At 58.9% G+C, this 17,255-nt stretch carries 14 protein-coding genes and 2 riboswitches; of the genes, 9 read left to right on the top strand and 5 right to left on the bottom strand.

The features are described from left to right. The first annotated feature begins 2 nt into the window (after window positions 1–2). From RBI05_RS06845 to RBI05_RS06830, 4 genes are all read left to right on the top strand, one after another. On the top strand, window positions 3–569 hold the full coding sequence (locus RBI05_RS06845; RefSeq protein ID WP_150458887.1) for a PadR family transcriptional regulator: 567 nt from the start codon (window positions 3–5) through the stop codon (window positions 567–569). A 76-nt stretch (window positions 570–645) separates the two neighbouring features. Beyond that, on the top strand, window positions 646–861 hold the full coding sequence (locus RBI05_RS06840) for a hypothetical protein (RefSeq protein WP_150458886.1): 216 nt from the start codon (window positions 646–648) through the stop codon (window positions 859–861). A gap of 120 nt (window positions 862–981) precedes the next feature. Next, on the top strand, window positions 982–1,965 hold the full coding sequence (locus RBI05_RS06835) for an aldo/keto reductase (protein WP_310550537.1): 984 nt from the start codon (window positions 982–984) through the stop codon (window positions 1,963–1,965). A 142-nt stretch (window positions 1,966–2,107) separates the two neighbouring features. Beyond that, window positions 2,108–2,452, top strand: coding sequence for a helix-turn-helix domain-containing protein (locus tag RBI05_RS06830; protein WP_150458884.1), 345 nt, complete (start codon window positions 2,108–2,110; stop codon window positions 2,450–2,452). A gap of 113 nt (window positions 2,453–2,565) precedes the next feature. On the opposite strand, the gene RBI05_RS06825 is transcribed toward RBI05_RS06830, so the two are convergent. Then, window positions 2,566–2,886, bottom strand: a complete 321-nt coding sequence (locus tag RBI05_RS06825) for a YnfA family protein (RefSeq protein ID WP_408638311.1) — start codon at window positions 2,884–2,886, stop codon at window positions 2,566–2,568. 136 nt (window positions 2,887–3,022) lie between these two features. Then, window positions 3,023–3,175, bottom strand: coding sequence for an anti-repressor SinI family protein (locus RBI05_RS06820; protein ID WP_223879897.1), 153 nt, complete (start codon window positions 3,173–3,175; stop codon window positions 3,023–3,025). A gap of 27 nt (window positions 3,176–3,202) precedes the next feature. After that, window positions 3,203–3,288: riboswitch (cyclic di-GMP riboswitch) on the bottom strand. 555 nt (window positions 3,289–3,843) lie between these two features. Between RBI05_RS06820 and RBI05_RS06815 the strand changes: the two genes are divergently transcribed. After that, on the top strand, window positions 3,844–6,735 hold the full coding sequence (locus tag RBI05_RS06815) for a 2-oxoglutarate dehydrogenase E1 component (RefSeq protein WP_310550535.1): 2,892 nt from the start codon (window positions 3,844–3,846) through the stop codon (window positions 6,733–6,735). 32 nt (window positions 6,736–6,767) lie between these two features. Beyond that, window positions 6,768–8,057 carry a 2-oxoglutarate dehydrogenase complex dihydrolipoyllysine-residue succinyltransferase gene (odhB, locus tag RBI05_RS06810; RefSeq protein WP_310550534.1) on the top strand — a complete coding sequence of 430 codons (1,290 nt, stop codon included), beginning with the start codon at window positions 6,768–6,770 and terminating at the stop codon, window positions 8,055–8,057. Window positions 8,058–8,183: 126 nt separating this feature from the next. Here the strand turns inward: odhB and RBI05_RS06805 are convergent, their stop codons facing one another. After that, window positions 8,184–9,023 (bottom strand): alpha/beta fold hydrolase, encoded by an 840-nt coding sequence (locus tag RBI05_RS06805; protein WP_310550533.1) that lies wholly within the window; start codon window positions 9,021–9,023, stop codon window positions 8,184–8,186. Window positions 9,024–9,268: 245 nt separating this feature from the next. Between RBI05_RS06805 and RBI05_RS06800 the strand changes: the two genes are divergently transcribed. Both RBI05_RS06800 and RBI05_RS06795 read left to right on the top strand, forming a co-directional pair. After that, entirely contained in the window at window positions 9,269–10,228 is a 960-nt protein-coding gene (locus tag RBI05_RS06800) for a helix-turn-helix transcriptional regulator (protein ID WP_310550532.1), read from the top strand. A 55-nt stretch (window positions 10,229–10,283) separates the two neighbouring features. Next, a complete protein-coding gene (locus RBI05_RS06795; RefSeq protein ID WP_150458878.1) occupies window positions 10,284–10,871 on the top strand; it encodes a GNAT family N-acetyltransferase in 588 nt (195 codons plus the stop codon). A gap of 108 nt (window positions 10,872–10,979) precedes the next feature. Here RBI05_RS06795 and RBI05_RS06790 read toward each other — a convergent pair whose 3' ends face one another. After that, window positions 10,980–12,410, bottom strand: coding sequence for an NAD(P)/FAD-dependent oxidoreductase (locus RBI05_RS06790; protein WP_310550531.1), 1,431 nt, complete (start codon window positions 12,408–12,410; stop codon window positions 10,980–10,982). A 48-nt stretch (window positions 12,411–12,458) separates the two neighbouring features. After that, window positions 12,459–12,558: riboswitch (purine riboswitch) on the bottom strand. Window positions 12,559–12,771: 213 nt separating this feature from the next. Between RBI05_RS06790 and RBI05_RS06785 the strand changes: the two genes are divergently transcribed. Beyond that, window positions 12,772–13,866 carry a GGDEF domain-containing protein gene (locus RBI05_RS06785; protein ID WP_310550530.1) on the top strand — a complete coding sequence of 365 codons (1,095 nt, stop codon included), beginning with the start codon at window positions 12,772–12,774 and terminating at the stop codon, window positions 13,864–13,866. A 92-nt stretch (window positions 13,867–13,958) separates the two neighbouring features. On the opposite strand, the gene RBI05_RS06780 is transcribed toward RBI05_RS06785, so the two are convergent. Continuing rightward, a complete protein-coding gene (locus RBI05_RS06780; protein ID WP_310550529.1) occupies window positions 13,959–17,075 on the bottom strand; it encodes an EAL domain-containing protein in 3,117 nt (1,038 codons plus the stop codon). Window positions 17,076–17,255 lie beyond the last annotated feature (180 nt).

Genomic DNA, 17,255 nt, shown 5'->3' with positions numbered 1-17,255 from the left:
CCATGTCGATGAAGCTGGCGATTCTCGGTCTGCTCCTGGAGAAGAACATGCATCCTTACGAGATCGTCATGGTCATGAGAGACCGTTCGATGGACCGGATTATGAAGCTGCAGATGGGCTCGCTGTATTACGCCGTCGACAATCTGGCCAAGGACGGCTACATCGAGGCGCTGGAGACGATCCGCAGCAGCGACCGGCCGGACAAGACCGTCTATTCGATCACGGAGACGGGCAGGGCGCTGTTCGAGCAGCTCCTCACCCAGCAGCTTCGCCGGCAGGAGCTGGTTCTGCATCCCATGTATCCGGCCATCGTATTCTCCCGGCACATCGCTCCCGAGAAGATCGCTTCGCTGCTCGAGGAGCGAATCCGCGAGACCGAGCATGAGGTCAACCTTGCCTATCAGGTCTATGAAGAGCATGTCCGGACGGTCCCCCGTTCGGCGCTGCACCTGATGTACGGCCGCTATGAACATATGAAGACCGAACTGGAGTGGCTCAGACGGCTGCATCAGGACGCCCGGGAAGGACGCCTGAACGAGATCGGACAGCCGCTCGGCCCTGAACTCTAGCGTACAGCCGGTGTTTCATTTCCTCCTGCCCGGGGTATTAAGGGTCATCTTCCCAAATGGAAAGCGAGGACTTGACATGACGGAACCGAAGCCCCGCCGGACCGGACACCTCCGGGATCACCCCGAGCAGTACCCGACCGAGAGCGAGAGCCTGTTCGACCGGTTCGAGAGCGAACAGAACGTCGATCCGCTTCCGGTAGAGGATCTGACGCTCGAGCAGCAGGAGGAGAAGGACAAGGAGAGCACCAAGCAGCGGTCGTCGAGCGACCGCAATTACCATACCGGATTCTAGGCGGCCCGGCCGCTTGGAGCCGGCGCAGCACACGAACGGAACCTATCCGCAGGGCCAAGGGCCCGTCGGGTAGGTTTTTTGTCGAAATAACAGGGTCGGAACGATAAGGGGGAGCTGTCTATGTCAACATTGCCTTTGAACTGGAACAACCGGCTTGGAATCGCCGTAAGCCCCATCGTGCTTGGGACGATGGGGCTCGGCGGAGAGTGGGACCGGGAACCGGCAACAGCCGAGCAGATCAAGCAGGGGCACGAAGCGGTCGAGGCCGCGCTGTCCATCGGCGTCAACATGATCGACAGTGCGGATATCTATACCCGCGGCAAAGCGGAATCCATTCTGGGCACGGTCCTGCGGGAGCGGCCGGAGCTGCGCGAACGGCTGATTCTGCAATCCAAATGCGGCATCCGGCTGATGGAGCCGGGCGATCTGTCCAATACCTTCGATCTATCCAGATCCCATATTCTCTCCAGCGTAGACGGCATCCTGTCGCGCCTGGGCACCGAGTATCTCGATATTCTCCTGCTTCACCGGCCGGACCCGCTGATGGACCCTGAAGAGGTCGGCGAGGCGCTGCGGGAGCTGAAGGCTTCGGGCAGGGTCCGCCATTTCGGCGTATCCAATATGAGCGCCGCCCAGATCGGGCTGCTCCGCACAGGGACGGACGAGCCCTTCATCGTCAATCAGCTGCACCTCAGTCTCGGCAAGCTTGACTGGCTGGACGCCGTAGTCAGCGTCAACCGCCCCGCCTGGACGGAACATGGAATGCCGGAGGGGACGATTGAATACTGCCGCGCGAACGGCATTCAGCTCCAAGCATGGGGACCGCTTGCCCAAGGGCGGTTCAGCGGACGTTCGCTGGAAGGCGAGCCGCCGCATGTCGCCGACACGGCGGCCATGGTCGCCCGGCTGGCCGAAGAGAAGGGAACGACCCGGGAAGCCATTGTCCTCGCATGGCTGATGACGCACCCGGCCGGCATTCAGGCTGTCATCGGAACGGTCAGCCCCCGCCGAATCGAGGCCTGCCGGGGCGCTGAAGAGATTGTTCTGACCCGCCGGGAGTGGTATGACCTCTATGTCAGCTCCCGCGGCCAGCGTCTTCCCTGACCGGCGAGGCTCGGCCCCTGGCGCCTGTTCCTCGCTAATTTTGGCTTTGAGGACAGATGCAAATTTGTTATACTGGATAGGATTAAAGAGCGTATGCCCTCACTCTTAATCCACTCACTAACAAGGAGGGGCTGAATCCGCCGTGCCAGACAACATCGGACAGAACATTCAGCAGCTTCGTCTGGAGAAGGGGCTTTCCCTTTCCGAGCTTGCCGGCAAAGCTGATGTCGCCAAATCGTACCTCAGCAATGTAGAACGCAATATTCAATCCAACCCCTCGATTCAATTTATCGAAAAAATCGCCGAGGCCCTGGATGTCTCCGTCCAAAGCCTTCTCTATGGAAACTTATCCGATTCGGAAGAGGAGCCGCTCGACGCCGACTGGTTCCGCCTGATTCAGGAAGCGATGTCATCGGGGGTCAGCAAGCGGGAGTTCAAGGAATTCCTGGATTATCAGAAATGGCGGCTGGAACAAAAAGACGAGTAGCCGCGTTCAGAGGCCGGGCCCGGCCGGGATGCCGATCAGCCATCGGAGCCGAATAATGCCGCCCTGCTGTTCTTAATTGAGAACAGCAGGGCGGCATTATTCGTTCGCCCCGGTCAGCCCCGGGGCGCCCACAGCATGACCGATACTCCGATGAGGCAGATGGCTGCCCCGACCCCGTCGTAGAAATCGGGGGTTTTGCGGTCAACGAGCCAGCCCCACAGCACGGCCAGCACAATGAAGACCCCGCCGTAGGCGGCATAGACCCGTCCGAAGGAAGGGAACGACTGGAGCGTCGGAATTACTCCGTACAGGACAAGAATCAAGCCCCCGGCCGCCCCCATCCAGAGCGGTCTGCCTTCCCGCAGCCACAGCCACACCAGGTAGCCCCCGCCGATTTCGGCCAGTCCGGCCAGCACGAACAATACGATAGTCACGTCTCTTCTCCCTCCCTGACAGCGATTGCCACGTTTCGCTGACCCGGTCATCCGGGTAATGGTTCACAGATGAAATAAAAAAAGCCCGGCGCCGCGCCGCCAGGCTCTGCTGCTGCCAGATGCAGAATTACGCATTCTACATGGCCTTCAATGTTCTATCATTGAAAAAACGACGAATTTCCTCGGCGCGAATGCCCTGTTTCTTGGCTTTCAGAAGCAGGTGTACCCATTCCATGTCGAGATCTGCCGCCTGAGTTTCCACTACGTTCCCCTGGTTGGACTTGTCCAAAAAATCTCCTCCTAAGATTTCATGTCCCCAGGCAGTCCGGCTGTCGTAGCATGGTTCGCCTTAGACCCGCGACTTTGTGTCCCTGCCTTTCGGCAAGTTTACCCTTTACTGGACCCTTTAAGTTCAAGGATCTGCTTAGATCTCGAAAACTGTCTATCACTAACATTGTACAAGATAATGGCCTGAATGTGTGTCGTATTTTGGAGGTTAAGATTGCGCGGAGAGAAAAAACTTCATACCGACCAAAAACCCAGTTATGTAGATTCTTAGCAAGTAGTATATAGGTACTATAAACAAAAAATAACCTGAACTCAAGTGTTTGAAACCCCTTCCTTCAAAAAAAGTGGGAAAGTAGTCGCATTTCGGTTCAGGTCTCCGCCTGTCATTCCCGCTCATTTCCTAAGCATTATGGCCTATAAGGCAGAACTATGCCGTTTTGCGAACGGATTGGCCGAAAGTTAGAATTGATTGTACTGGGGGAAAGTTGCATTATAGGATGTGGCAAGAACCTTCGTTTCAGAGAGGCAGTATGCCTCCGGCCGGCCCGGCGGTCTCGACCCCGTCAGCCGCCGCCTTAACCGAAGGCCAGCGATGCTTCGTCTGTACCAATGTAAACGCAACCACAGCTCCGGCGGAAGCTGGAGTCATCCGTTAAGGAGGATGTATTCATGGCAGCCCAAGAGCCCTACCGCGATTCGATCTGGAGCAATTATCATGGACCCAATCTGGGGTATATTCAGGAGAAATACGAACAGTATCTTCAGGACCCCGAGACCGTTGAGCCCCGCTACCGCGAGTTGTTCACTGTCTCCGGCCCGCCTCCTCTTGGCCCGCAAGCCGCCGGAGCGCCCGAACAGATGGTTGCCGGAGACACCGCCTGGCTGCTCAAAGCGGTCCGGGCCGCGAAGCTGATTGCCAACATCCGCATTTACGGCCATCTGGCCGCCGATATTGATCCGCTGGAGCGTGAGACGCGCCATTCTCTGGCCAAAGCGATCGAGCCTTCTTCCTATGACCTTACCCGCGAGGATCTGCTCGCGCTGCCGGCTTCCCTGATCTGGGAGAACGCCCCGTCCGACGTCAAAACCGCCTGGGATGCCTACCACCGGATGCGGCAGGCCTATACGAAGACCATTGCCTATGAGTTCGGCCATGTTCACGACGAACAGGAGCTCCGCTGGCTGAACAGCCAGGCCGAGTCGCCGAGCTCGCCGGCGCCTCTGACCGCCGGCGAACGCAAGGAGCTGCTGAAGCGGCTGATCGAGGTCGAGCAGTTCGAGACTTTCCTGCACAAGACCTTCGTCGGCCAGAAGCGGTTCAGCCTGGAGGGCAACGACGTTCTGGTTCCAATGCTGGACGAGATTGTCCGGGCCGCCGCGCACGACGGCGCCGAGCACATTCTGATGGGCATGGCCCACCGGGGACGGCTGAATGTGCTGGCTCATATTCTGGGCAAGCCTTACGAAATCATTTTCTCCGAGTTCCACCACTCGCCGAACAAAGAGCTGTTCCCGTCGGAGGGCTCCATGGGCATCAATTACGGCTGGACCGGAGATGTCAAATACCACCTCGGCGCCGACCGCGCCGTCCGCGAAGGCGAGACGGTGCGTACGCGCCTGACGCTGGCCAATAACCCGAGCCATCTGGAATTCGTCAACCCGGTCGTGGAAGGCTTCGCCCGGGCGGCCCAGGAAGACCGCCGGACTCCGGGACTGCCTGTGCAGGATACGAACAAGTCGATGGCCGTGCTCATGCACGGCGACGCCGCCTTCCCGGGCGAGGGCATTGTCGCCGAGACGCTCAACATCAGCAAGCTTCAGGGTTATCAGAACGGCGGGACGATTCATATTATCGTCAATAACCGGATCGGCTTCACGACGGAGAGCGAGGATTCCCGCTCCACCCACTACGCAAGCGATCTGGCGAAGGGCTACGAAATTCCGGTCGTCCATGTCAATGCCGACGACCCGGAAGCCTGCATCGCCGCCGTCCGGCTGGCCAGCGCCTACCGCCACAAATTCAAGAAGGATTTCCTGATCGACCTTGTCGGCTACCGCCGTCACGGCCATAATGAAATGGACGATCCCGAGACGACCCAGCCGCTGGTCTACGGCCGGGTCAAGAGCCACCCGACGGTCTACCGTCTGTATGCCCAGCGGCTGGAACGCGAGCAGATCATTACCCGCGAGGACGCAGAGCGCTTCTGCTCCGAGAACGAGCGCGTGCTTCAGGAAGCCTTCGACCGGATGAAGGAAGGCAAGCACAAGAACGGCGAGACCAAGCCGTCCGTCACGCTTCCCGATCCGCAGGGAGCTTACCCGGTTACGGCGGTGCCGCTGACGCGGCTGCAGGAGATCAACCGCACGCTGCTGGATGTGCCGCCCGGCTTCAAGGTCTATCCGAAGCTCGCCCGCATTCTGCAGCGCCGCAAGGATCTGCTGAACGACGGCGAGAAGGTCGAGTGGGCGCTGGCCGAAGCACTGGCCTTCGCCACGATTCTCCAGGACGGCACGCCGATCCGCATCAGCGGGCAGGACGCCCAGCGCGGCACCTTTGCGCAGCGGCATCTGGTGCTTCATGACAGCGAGACGGGCGCGCTCTTCTCGCCGCTGCATCAGCTGAAGGATGCCGCCGCCTCTTTCGGCGTCTACAACAGCCCGCTGTCGGAGGCATCCGTTCTCGGCTATGAGTACGGGTACAATGTCTTCGCGCCGGAGACCTTCGTCATCTGGGAAGCGCAGTACGGAGACTTCGCGAATGCCGCGCAGGTGATCTTCGACCAGTTCATCTCGGCAGGCCGGGCCAAATGGACCCAGCGCAGCAATCTTGTCATCCTGCTTCCTCACGGATACGAGGGCCAGGGACCGGAGCACTCCAGCGGACGGCTGGAGCGGTATTTGCAGCTCTCGGCGGAAGAGAACTGGACGGTCGCCAACCTGACGAGCGCCTCCCAATACTTCCACCTGCTGCGCCGCCAGGCGTCGCTCTGCGGCAAGCCGGAAGCCCGGCCGCTCGTTATCATGACGCCCAAGAGCCTGCTCCGCAATCCGCGGAGCGCCTCGCCGGGATCGGAGCTTGCCTCCGGCGAATTCCAGCCGGTGCTGCCGGAACCGCTGCTGGGCAGTCAGCCCGCAAGCGTCAAGCGGCTCATCGTCTGCTCCGGCAAAATAGCGGTCGATCTCCAGACCGAGCTGGAGACGGCGCGCGAACAAGACTGGTCGGGCGTGCATATTCTCCGGCTGGAGCAGCTCTATCCGTTCCCGGAGAGCGAATTGGCCGCCCACCTCAGCACCTTCTCTTCGCTGAAAGAGATCGTCTGGGTCCAGGAAGAGCCGAAGAACATGGGCGGCTGGAGCTACGCCGAGCCCCGGCTGCGCGGCATCGCGCCGGAAGGAACCACCGTCTCGTATATCGGACGTCCGGAACGTTCCAGTCCGGCGAGCGGCTATGCCGACGTCCACACCTATGAACAGCGGCGGATCGTCACGGAAGCCCTGAACCTGAACCAATCGCAAGCACAAGCGGCTGTACCGTCCTCCACCGGGGCGGGGTCACGATAGCGTAAATCCAATTTTCTGGGGAGGTAGCGGCTGTGTCCGAAATCAAAGTGCCCGATCTGGGCGAATCCATTTCCGAGGGAACGATCTACAAGTGGCACGTGAAGGAAGGAGACGTCGTCGGAGCCGGCGACGTGCTGGCCGAACTTGAGACCGACAAGGTCAATCTGGAGATCAGCGCCGAGGAAGGCGGCGTCATCTCCGCTATCCTGCGCCAGGAGGGCGAGAATGTCGCCGTAGGCGAAGCGATCGGCGTGATCGGCGAAGACGCCGGCGGCGAAGCCAAGGCGCCGGCCAGCTCGGCCGCCGGTTCAGGCGGCGAGGCGCCCGCAGCGCCTGCTCCGGTGCCGTCGGCACCGGCGGCAGCGCCAGCGCCGCCCGCAGCGCCGGAGCCTTCGTCGGCGGCGGCAAGCGGGGAGCACCTGGCCACGCCGGGTGCCCGCAAGCTCGCGCGCGAGCGGGGCATCGACCTCGGCGAGGTCGGCGCGCGCGATCCCATCGGCCGGATTGCCCAGGCCGATGTGCAGGGCCACGGCGCGGCTGCGCCCGCGCCGAAGCCTGCCGACGGCGGCAGCAAGCCGGCCGCCGCGAAGGCGCCGGAGAGCGCAGCGCCGTCCGGCGGCAAGGAGGCCGAGCGCAAGCGCATGTCGCGACGCCGGTTGACTATTGCGAGCCGGCTCGTCGAGGCGCAGCATACGGCAGCCATGCTGACCACCTTCAACGAGGTGGACATGACGGCCATTCTCGACATCCGCAAGCGGCGCAAGGACAGCTTCAAAGAGAAGCACGATGTCGGTCTGGGCTTCATGTCCTTCTTCACCAAGGCGGTAATCGGAGCCCTGAAGGCGTACCCGCTGCTTAACGCGGAGATCGACGGCGAGGATTTGATTATCAAAAAATACTATGATATCGGCATCGCCGTCGCCGCCAAGGAAGGCTTGGTCGTTCCGGTCGTACGGGACGCCGACCGGCTCAGCTTCCCGCAGATCGAGCGGGAGATTGGCGAGCTGGCCGCCAAGGCCCGCAGCAACACGCTCAGCCTCTCCGAGCTTCAGGGCGGTACGTTCACCATTACCAACGGCGGCGTCTTCGGCTCTCTGCTGTCTACGCCGATTCTGAACACGCCGCAGGTCGGCATTCTCGGCATGCACAAGATCCAGCTTCGGCCGATCGCGCTCGATGAGACGACAACGGTCAACCGGCCGATGATGTACATCGCGCTCTCTTACGACCACCGGATTGTCGACGGCTCCGAAGCCGTCAGCTTCCTGGTCAAAGTCAAGGAGCTGCTGGAAGATCCGGAATCGCTGCTGCTGGAAGGCTGAAGTACGCAGAATAGACACGAAGCCAGAAAGGGGCTGTCCGCGAGGACGCCCCTTCTTGCCGTTGCTGCATGGCCGCAGCAGTTCTTCCCTCCGCCTCTTCGCTAAGGCTAGTCTGCCTCCCTAAGGCTAGTCTGCCGCCGCCGGGCCGAACTGCTCCCGCTCCACCCGGTCCAGCCATTCGTGTACCAGCGCCTCGAAGAGCTCCGGCTGCTCGAATTGGAGATTATGGCCTGCGGTGTCCAGCACCGCATAAGTCAGGCGCGGATAACGTTCCAGCAATTCCAGCGCGTCCCGGTAACCGACAGAGGCATCCTGGCGGCCGGCCACCAGAAGTCCGGGCTTGTCCATGACCGCTGTCTCCAGCGGAAAGCTGAAGCCGTAGCGCTCCCGAATCCCGTCGAGGAACCGGGTGTCCCCGAGGCGCAGGCCGGGTAACACATCCTCTATGTATCGGCGCCATGTCCGGGCGTTCGCCACAACCGCCATCTGGCGGAAATCGTCGAAGTCCGGTCCGGCGGCCGATTCCGCAAGCGACACGTCTTCGCGGAGAATCCGGTGCTCCGGCAGCTGCCGATCGTCGTGAGCGGGCAGGATCATCGGACAGATCAGCCCGAGGCCGGCCACCGATTCGGGGCTGCGCTCGGCAATTCCCCGGGCAAGGTAGCCGCCGTACGATTCGCCGGCCAGACAGAACGGTTCGCCGCCCGGCAGCCATTGCCGGATAGCCGCCAGCACAGCGTCCAGCATACCGTCCGAGTCCGTTATCCCTTCATAGCTTCTTGTGCGTCCCATCCCGGGCAAATCAAGATAAAGCCGCTTCCAGCCCGGCCGGGCGGCAAATACAGGCTCCATGCAGCCCTTCATCAAGCGATGGTCGATTGTGAAGCCGTGAAGCAGCACAATCGGACGCCCCTCCCCGATTTCTTCATAATACAGCTCTGCCGTTTCTGTTCTGAAGTAAGGCAATTCAATCCCTCCTCAATTTACCAAGGCAGGAACACAAGTTCCCTTTCTCCTATCTTATCAGCTGCCGCTCCGATCCCAAAGAGCCTATTTAAGAAGAATAGGTGACGGATTGCAGCGATGCCTCCACAAGATGCCCGCAAGACGGATCGGCAGAGCGTTATCCGCTTCGTTCGTATTGAACCCCCGGCTGAATTATGTCATGGTTAGCTGTAGAACTTCCATATCCGGATTTAGGGGGGAGCAGCGTGAAGACCGACCGGCTGTTAGGCATTGTAATCTACTTACTGAACCGCGAGCGGGTGACCGCCCGGGTGCTGGCCGAACACTTTGAGGTGTCGGTCCGGACGATTCAGCGGGATATCGAGTCACTGGGCATGGCGGGCATTCCGGTTGCCGCCGCCCAGGGAGCCGCGGGCGGGTACTATATTCTGGACGGATTCCACCTAAGCCGCCAGCCTCTGGGCAGCGAGGATTTCCGCTGGATTGCAGCCGCTGTGAAGGGATTGGAGTCCGGGTTCAGCCATTCAGGGCTGGAGGCGGCGGCGGAGAAGATGACGGCGGCCTTCGGCGGCATAGAACCGCCGCCCGTCCAGTTCGACCTTGGGGCGTACCGCGAGGGACGGAGCATTCAGGAAGTTCTTCCTCCGCTTGTTCAGGCGGCGCTGGCCCGGCTGGCCGTCGAGTTCGACTATTACAGCGCTCAAGGCGTTCTCTCCCGCAGATGCGCAGAACCGGTCCAGCTTCTGATGAAGTGGAACGCCTGGTACATGCTGGCCTACTGCCGCCGGCGCGAAGACTACCGGCTGTTCCGTCTGTCCCGGATGCGGAATCTTCGCCCTACGGCTTCGCCGTTCTCCCGGAGCCACCCCCCGGCCGATACACTCTTGAAGGATCGGCCGGACGAACGGACTTACCTGGACGTCCGGCTTCGCTGCCCGGCACCGTGGCGGATACCCGCCGAGGAAGCTTTTCCGAATGCATCGGTTACCGAAGAGCCGGACCAGGGAGCGCTCCTCTCCTTCAGCGTGCCGGAGGAAGAGAGCGGATGGTTCGGGCGCCTGCTGGCGCTTGCGCCGCATGTGGATATTCTGGGTCCGCCGGCCCTTCAGCGGCGGATTGCCGACCACGCCCGTTCGATCCTAACCCGCCAATCCGCAGAAGCAGCAGGCAAAGACGACATACAGGTGTCGTCTTTCCTCCGTTAAGATAGAGTCAGTCCATCCGGCCAAGAGCCGATAACCAAGGAGGAATTCGATACTTATGCAGCTGCCATCCGCCCATCCGTCGCCCTATGTTCAGAGTCCCGTCTATGAAACCGCACACTTCCGGTACCGTCTGGTCCGGCCGGAAGACGCCGCCGAGCTGCTTGACTGCTATTCCGATCCCGCCGCGGTTCCGCTGTTCAACAGCGACAACTGCCACAGCGACTTTCACTTCCGCACCGAGGAGGAAGTAAGCGCCTGCATCCGCTGCTGGCTGGACGCTTACAGCTGGCAGGCTTATGTCCGCTTCAGCGTGATAGACAAAGTCCTGCAGAAGGCGGTGGGAACGTTAGAAATCTTCGTCAGAAGCGATGCTCCCCAATCAGAGGATGGAGCGGAAATCCCTACCGCCGTTCTCCGGCTCGATCTGGCTTCCGCCTATGAGAGAGAAGATCTGCTTGAAGAAATCGCCGGGCTGGCCGTTGCCGGGCTCTACGAAGATTTCCCGGCCGACCGGATGATTACCAAGATCGTCCCCGCGGACGCGCCAAGAATCCGCGCCTTCATGAAGCGCGGATTCGCGGAGGTTCCGGCAGGGTCGCTGCCATTCGATCATTATTATGTCCATATCCGGCCAGGTATCTAGGCGGCGGTTCTCCGTTCCTGGGGACGCGCCTCTGCCAGAGGAGCGTCCCTCAGTCAGAGGCGCGTCCCTCAGCGAGGGGAGCGTCCCTTACAGGCTGAGGAGCGTCCTTTAGGCCCGCTCCAGCATGCCCCGGGCGATCCAGACGCCGGCTGCGCCGGCCTGGGCCAGACCGCGCGTGATGCCGGCTCCGTCGCCGCCGCAGTACAACCCGGCGATCTCCGTCTCAAGCGAAGCTGTCAGCTTCGGACGGGCGGAATAGAACTTGGCCTCTACGCCATAGAACAGCGTGTGTTCGGAGGCAATGCCCGGCGTTACCTTCTCCAGCGCTTCCACCATTTCGATCAGACTCTTCATCGTGTTGTAGGGAAGCACCAGGCCGAGATCGCCCGGCACTGCCTCCTTCAGTGTCGGCTCCAGGAAGCCTTCGTCGATCCGGCTTCGCGTTGAGCGCCGCCCCCGGAGAATGTCTCCGTATTTCTGAACAATGACGCCGCCGCTCGACAGGTCGTTCGCCCGCTTGCAGATTTCCCGGGCATATTCATTCGGCTTGTCGAACGGCTCCGTGAATTTATGGGAGACCAGCAAGGCAAAGTTCGTATTCTTGGAGCCCAGCTCGGGGTCCTTGTAGGAATGGCCGTTCGCGGCCATGACGCCGCTATGGTTCTCTACCACGACATGTCCCGACGGATTGCTGCAGAAGGTCCGCACCCGGGTTCCGACTGAAGTGTTGAAGATGAACTTGCCCTCGTACAGATTCTCGTTGATCTCCCGCATCACGACATCCGAAGTCTCGACCCGTACGCCGACATCCACCTGATTGTTGTACATCTTCAGCCGCCGCTTCTTCAGCACTTCCGTCAGCCAGGCAGAACCGTCCCGTCCGGGAGCGATCATGACCCGGTCGGATTCATACACTTCCCCGCTCTTGAGCATGACGCCTGTTACCCGGTGTCCTTCCTCTCCCTTGACCGTCACGATGTCCTGAACCTCGCTCTTGAACGCCATGTCGATCCGGGTCTGCAAATATTCATAGATGGATTTCAGAATCTCCAGGTTCTGTTCGGTGCCCAAATGCCGCACTTCGGCTCTCAGCAGCTTCAGTCCGGCCGCGTAGCCGCGCTGCTCGATCTGCCGGATATGCTCGGTGGTCGGGTCGGTGACGGCTTCGGTTGCGCCATGCTTCAGATTCAGGGCGTCGACATAGCGGATCAGTTCCAGCACTCTGGAAGGCGGCATATAGTCGGTCAGCCAGCCGCCGAACTCCGTCGTAATATTGAATTTCCCGTCGCTGTAGGCTCCTGCCCCGCCGAAGCCGGCGGTGATGGAGCAGGCCGGAAGACAGCCGGCGAATTCCTTGCGTCCGCTTGCAGGGGGACAGAGCTGAATCTTCTCTTCCAGAATCGGACAGCGGCGTCGATAAATATCATGCCCCTTATCAAGCAGCAGCACCTTCCAATGCGGGGCTCTCAGTGTCAGTTCGTAACAGGCGAAGATACCGGCCGGACCGGCCCCCACGACAATTGCATCATACTTGCTCATCGCTTCCTCCTTAATGAATGACAAAAAAATTCCCGGCTCTACACAGGTATGCGAAAGCACCCTGTCCGTAGCCGGGAATTTAAGGTTCCCTGTAGAGACCCCCGTCCCATATTGCCGGGGATATACGAACAATTCTTGCCGTTTTTTCACGGCCATTAGCGATTGTACCTAAATCAGCCGAACGAGTCAATGATAATCCTAATAATCATTCGTGTTTTATTTCATTTTTCGCAGATTTATTAATAAATATTGACTTCGTGTATGCAGAATACGAACATTTTTGCATTGGTTAATTCGGGAAGGAATACCATGTTTTTTGGCGAATATAGTAGATATCTGTCTTTGAAATGAGGCACTTCTTATGTCCAAGTCACCTCCCGCTCCTCGTCAATTGAATTGGAACCGGTTGCTGATCAACGCGCTCTGGGTTGTCATGTTCGTCCAGCTCTTCATCCAGCTCTTCATTCTCTGGTCAGTCTGGGGGCAATCCGCTTTTCACAACGGCAATTCCGTATCCCGCAGCCATGCGCTCCTGACCGATACGCTGCTCCTGGCTCTGCTGGTCCTGCTTGAGTTCATCAATGCGCGCAGACCGGATCTGTCCGAAGGGGCTATCGCGGCAGGCAGCCATGTATTTGCCATCCTTCTAATCATGTTCATGAGCCCCGATATTCACGCCAAGCCGCTGCTGCTGCTGCTCCCGATGCTGGTTACGATTCTGTACATGCGAATGGGCTATTTGGCTGCCTCCGCCTGTGTCTGCCTGCTGTATATGCTGTTTCTGTTCGGCACGTCTTCCCAGTATGATTACGCGCTTAGAATCGAACACTTGATTTATACGTTTGTTTTTCTTTTGTCCGCGCTTACAGGCTATGCCGTCATCCTCCGCGAGCGCGATCTGACCCGTTCGCTGGCCAATTCGGTCAAGGCGGAGCAGGATCTGCGCATCCAGAACATCATCATGGACCGTCTGTCCAAGATCGACCCGCTGACGGATCTCTATAACCACAAGACCTTTCATGAATATTTCGGCTGGCTGATTGAACATCAGCAGTCGAATCCGTTTCCGATGCAGCTCGCCATTCTGGACATCGACAACTTCAAGAAGGTCAATGATACATACGGCCATTGGGTGGGAGACATCGCTCTGAAGCAGGTCGCCGCTACCATTCTGAAGCACATCGACTCCGACGATTTCGCGGCAAGATACGGAGGCGAGGAGTTTGTCGTGATCCTGACTTCCAAGAGCCTGGATCATTCCCGGCTGCTGATGGAGAGCGTCCGCATCGGGATTATGGAACTGCCGGTCGATGAAATGGAAGGCAAATCCGTCACCGTCAGCATCGGCATGCATGATTTCAACGGCTCCGACTCCAAGAGCTTTGTCTTCCAGAAAGCCGATGATGCCCTCTATGAAGCCAAGAAGACCGGCAAGAACAAAATCGTGGTGCTTTGACCGATCCGTCAACCGTGCAAGAGGGGCACTTTCCCGGCAGACAGCCGTCCACCGGGAAATGCCCCTCTTTTCTTCTGGTAACCTATTACCGCTTAGCAAACCTTGCCGTTCCCAGGGCCATTCAGCAATTCGAGCGCATGTTTCTCCGGAACGGGACGGCTGATTAAATAACCCTGTACTTTGTCGCAACCGGTGTGCTCCAGAATCTCGAGCTGGCTGGACCGCTCTACCCCCTCGGCGACTACTTCAAGTCCCATATCGTGTCCAAGCGCCACAATGGTCCGGATGAACGTCTGGCTGTAGGCATCCTCGGTCAGCGGATCAATGAATGCCTTGTCCACCTTCAGCGTGGACAACGGAAGCTGCTGCAGATAACTCAGCGAAGAGTATCCTTTGCCAAAATCGTCAAGAGCGATCCGGAAGCCCTCCGCCTTCAGGCGTTCCAGCTTGCCTACAATCCGTTCGTAGGACTCCATGAATACGGATTCAGTAATCTCCAGCTCCAGGCAGCCCGGCTCAATTCTGCTCTCCTGCGCGGCATCCAGCACGATCTCCACAAAATCATCCTGCAGCAGCTGAATCACCGAAATATTGACCGAGATTTTGTACGTGCAGCTCTTCTTTGCCTGCACATCGCCGAGAAAACGGCAGGCCTCCCGGAGCACCCACTCGCCGATAGGAACAATCAGACGCGAGTCCTCCGCGATCCGGATAAAGGCCAGCGGGGAGACAAAGCCGAGCTCGGGACTATTCCAGCGAATCAGCGCTTCAAAGCCGGAAATCTGACCGCCGGCAATATCGACCTGGGGCTGATAGAACAGCTCGAACTCCTTGTTCTCCAGCGCTCCCCGCAGATGCTTCTCCAAATGAAGCCGTTCGTTGAATTCGGTATGCATCGTCTTGTCATAGACAACATACCGGTTCTTGCCCGAATCCTTCGCCCGGTACATGGCGACATCCGCATTCTTCAGAATCTCCTCGGTCGTCCGCCCGTCTTCCGGGTAGAAGGAAATTCCGATGCTGAGCGAGACATACAGCCGGGTTTCTCCGATTTGGAACGGCTGCTTGAAGCTCTCCACAATCGACTCGGCAAGATTCAGCACTTCTTCCCGCCGGTAGATCCGCTTGCACAGAATGACAAACTCGTCGCCTCCGAGCCGGCAGAGCATGTCATGGTCCCGAATGAGCTGCTGCACACGTTCGCTGGTCTTGACGAGCAGCGCATCTCCGAACCGGTGGCCCATGGTATCATTGATGAATTTGAAATTGTCCGTATCCAGGAACAAAAGCGCAGCGCGGCCTTCCGTACCCTGGAAGCAGCGTTCCAGGGTCTCCAGCAGCATCAGCCGGTTCGGAAGGCCGGTCAGCCCGTCGTAATACGCGAGCCGGTGCATTTTCTCCTGGTTGTCCAGCAGCACCTCGTACTGATCCATCAGCTCTTCCTGGGTCACCGTCAGCTCTTCATAAGTCGCTTCCAGTTCCTGATAGCTCCGGCTGAGCTGAAGCTCCGTCTCTTTGCGGCCGGTAATGTCGATCAGCGATCCCAGGAAGACGACGGCGCCGCTCTCCGGCGAACGTGAAGCCTTGCCTCTGACGCCGAACCAGAGATACCGGCCTTCCTTGGTCCGCATCCGGTATTCCGTTTCGTAGAACGGCGTTCTCCCCTCCAGATGGGCGCGGCGCGCCCGCTCGGCCGCCTCGATATCATCGGGGTGCATCAAGTGGAACGGAGCATCGGATCTGCTGTAGAATTCTTCGGGGGTATACCCCATCAGCTCAAACCAGCGTTCCGAAATTTCGTACCTTCCGGTCGTGATGTCCAACTCCCAAATGTAGGCTCCCGAACCTTCGGATGCGGCGCGGAATCGCTGCTGGCTGAGCCGAAGCCGCTCCATCTGCTCCTGAAGCTCCTCCTGGGCCATCTCCAGCTCGCAATGCGCCGATTCCAGATTCTCGTAGCTGGACTGAAGCTTGAGTGCATTCTTCTTCAGATCATCGACGTCGATACCGACCAGCACCGCAACGTTCATGCCCCGGCTTATTTCTACCCGCGGACCCGGGATCGTCTTCAGCAGAAAATAGCGCCCGTTCCGGGGAATCCGGGCCTCCACCCCCGGCGAATATCGTCCTTCGATCGCCTCCAGCAGCAGATTCCGCAGCTCCTGAAGGCCGGGATCGGACAGCTCCAGTTCCTCCAGCCTCTTACCGGCCAGCTCAGATTCTTGCAAGCCGGTCGTCTCCTCGGTGAACGCGGTCATCCGCACCGTTCTGCCGTCAGCGGCTGCCGCCCAGACGAGAATGCCGGCATGACCGACCACGTTGCTGAACAGGCGCTGCTCGGCCTCGATCGTTCTGCGAAGCCGCTGGATATACATCCGGATAAACACAAAGCCAAAGGCAAGCAGACAAGCGCCAATCAGAGTGCCGAGCATCACCCGCTCGCGCGTCATCTGCCGGTAATAGTCGGAGTGGCGAAAGAAATATTGAAGATGCAGTTCTTCGAACGCGCCGGAACGGCGCAGTTCGTCGAGACGTGCATTGATGTAGGGCACTAGTTCGGAGGAGCTTCGGCTGACGCCGTAGGCGACATCAACGGGGTATAAATTGCTGAGGCGGTGGATAATGGCATTGCTCCACCCCTGCTCGATAATCATATGGTCGATAACCGCCTGGTTCTCCAGCAGCACATCGATCTCTCCATGCCGAAGCGCTTCCAGCGCTTCCGGAAGGTCTTCATAGGCCGCATAGCCGGTAAGTCCCAGCTTGTCCCGCACGACATCCTCGGAGTATTGGCCGCGCCTGACGCCTACTTTGTACTTCCCGAGCGTCTTCAGCGTCACTCCCTCCGCTCTGCTCTGGAGCGAATAGACAGATAAATAGGCCCGGGTCACTTTCTTGGAGAACAGTACTTCTTTCTGCCGTTCTGGAGTAACGGCCATCAATCCGGCCGTATCAATCTTGCCGTCCACCAGCTTCCGGTAAAGGGCATTCCAGTTGCCTCCAGAATAGAAGACCTGGTAGGACTGCCGCTCGAACACCATATGCGTCAGATCCACGTCGAACCCGGTCAGAAAGCCGTCCTGTACATATTTATAAGGAGGATAATTCAGTTCGGCCTCATATCGGATTTCCCGACGCTCGGCTAACACGGTAGATGGAACAAGCACAAGGAACAGGATGATTCCCCATATCGGCCGTAGCTGCTTCATCGCAATGTCTCCTTTAATTTCATTCCTCGCCCGTCTTAAGCGATACAGTAGATTTTCGACAGAAAGCGCCGAATATCCTTCCTATTCCTCCCATAGAAAATGCTTTTGCTCCATTTTTTCCTGAATATGAATCCTTTCTTAAAATTGTAACATTCCAAATTAAAAACTTGTGGTTTGCAT

It is taken from the genome of Paenibacillus glufosinatiresistens, from assembly GCF_031470375.1.
Classification (GTDB): domain Bacteria; phylum Bacillota; class Bacilli; order Paenibacillales; family Paenibacillaceae; genus Paenibacillus_AQ; species Paenibacillus_AQ glufosinatiresistens.
The sequence above is the reverse complement of the archived record's forward strand: the minus strand, read 5'-3'. Positions and strand labels throughout refer to the sequence as shown.

Bases quoted from the DNA above. Each gene is read 5' to 3' on its own strand.
- RBI05_RS06815 (WP_310550535.1), top strand. From the start codon at position 3,844: ATGGCAGCCCAAGAGCCCTACCGCGATTCGATCTGGAGCAATTATCAT.
- RBI05_RS06845 (WP_150458887.1), top strand. From the start codon at position 3: ATGTCGATGAAGCTGGCGATTCTCGGTCTGCTCCTGGAGAAGAACATG.
- RBI05_RS06780 (WP_310550529.1), bottom strand. From the start codon at position 17,075: ATGAAGCAGCTACGGCCGATATGGGGAATCATCCTGTTCCTTGTGCTT.
- RBI05_RS06840 (WP_150458886.1), top strand. From the start codon at position 646: ATGACGGAACCGAAGCCCCGCCGGACCGGACACCTCCGGGATCACCCC.
- RBI05_RS06785 (WP_310550530.1), top strand. From the start codon at position 12,772: ATGTCCAAGTCACCTCCCGCTCCTCGTCAATTGAATTGGAACCGGTTG.
- RBI05_RS06795 (WP_150458878.1), top strand. From the start codon at position 10,284: ATGCAGCTGCCATCCGCCCATCCGTCGCCCTATGTTCAGAGTCCCGTC.
- RBI05_RS06790 (WP_310550531.1), bottom strand. From the start codon at position 12,410: ATGAGCAAGTATGATGCAATTGTCGTGGGGGCCGGTCCGGCCGGTATC.
- RBI05_RS06835 (WP_310550537.1), top strand. From the start codon at position 982: ATGTCAACATTGCCTTTGAACTGGAACAACCGGCTTGGAATCGCCGTA.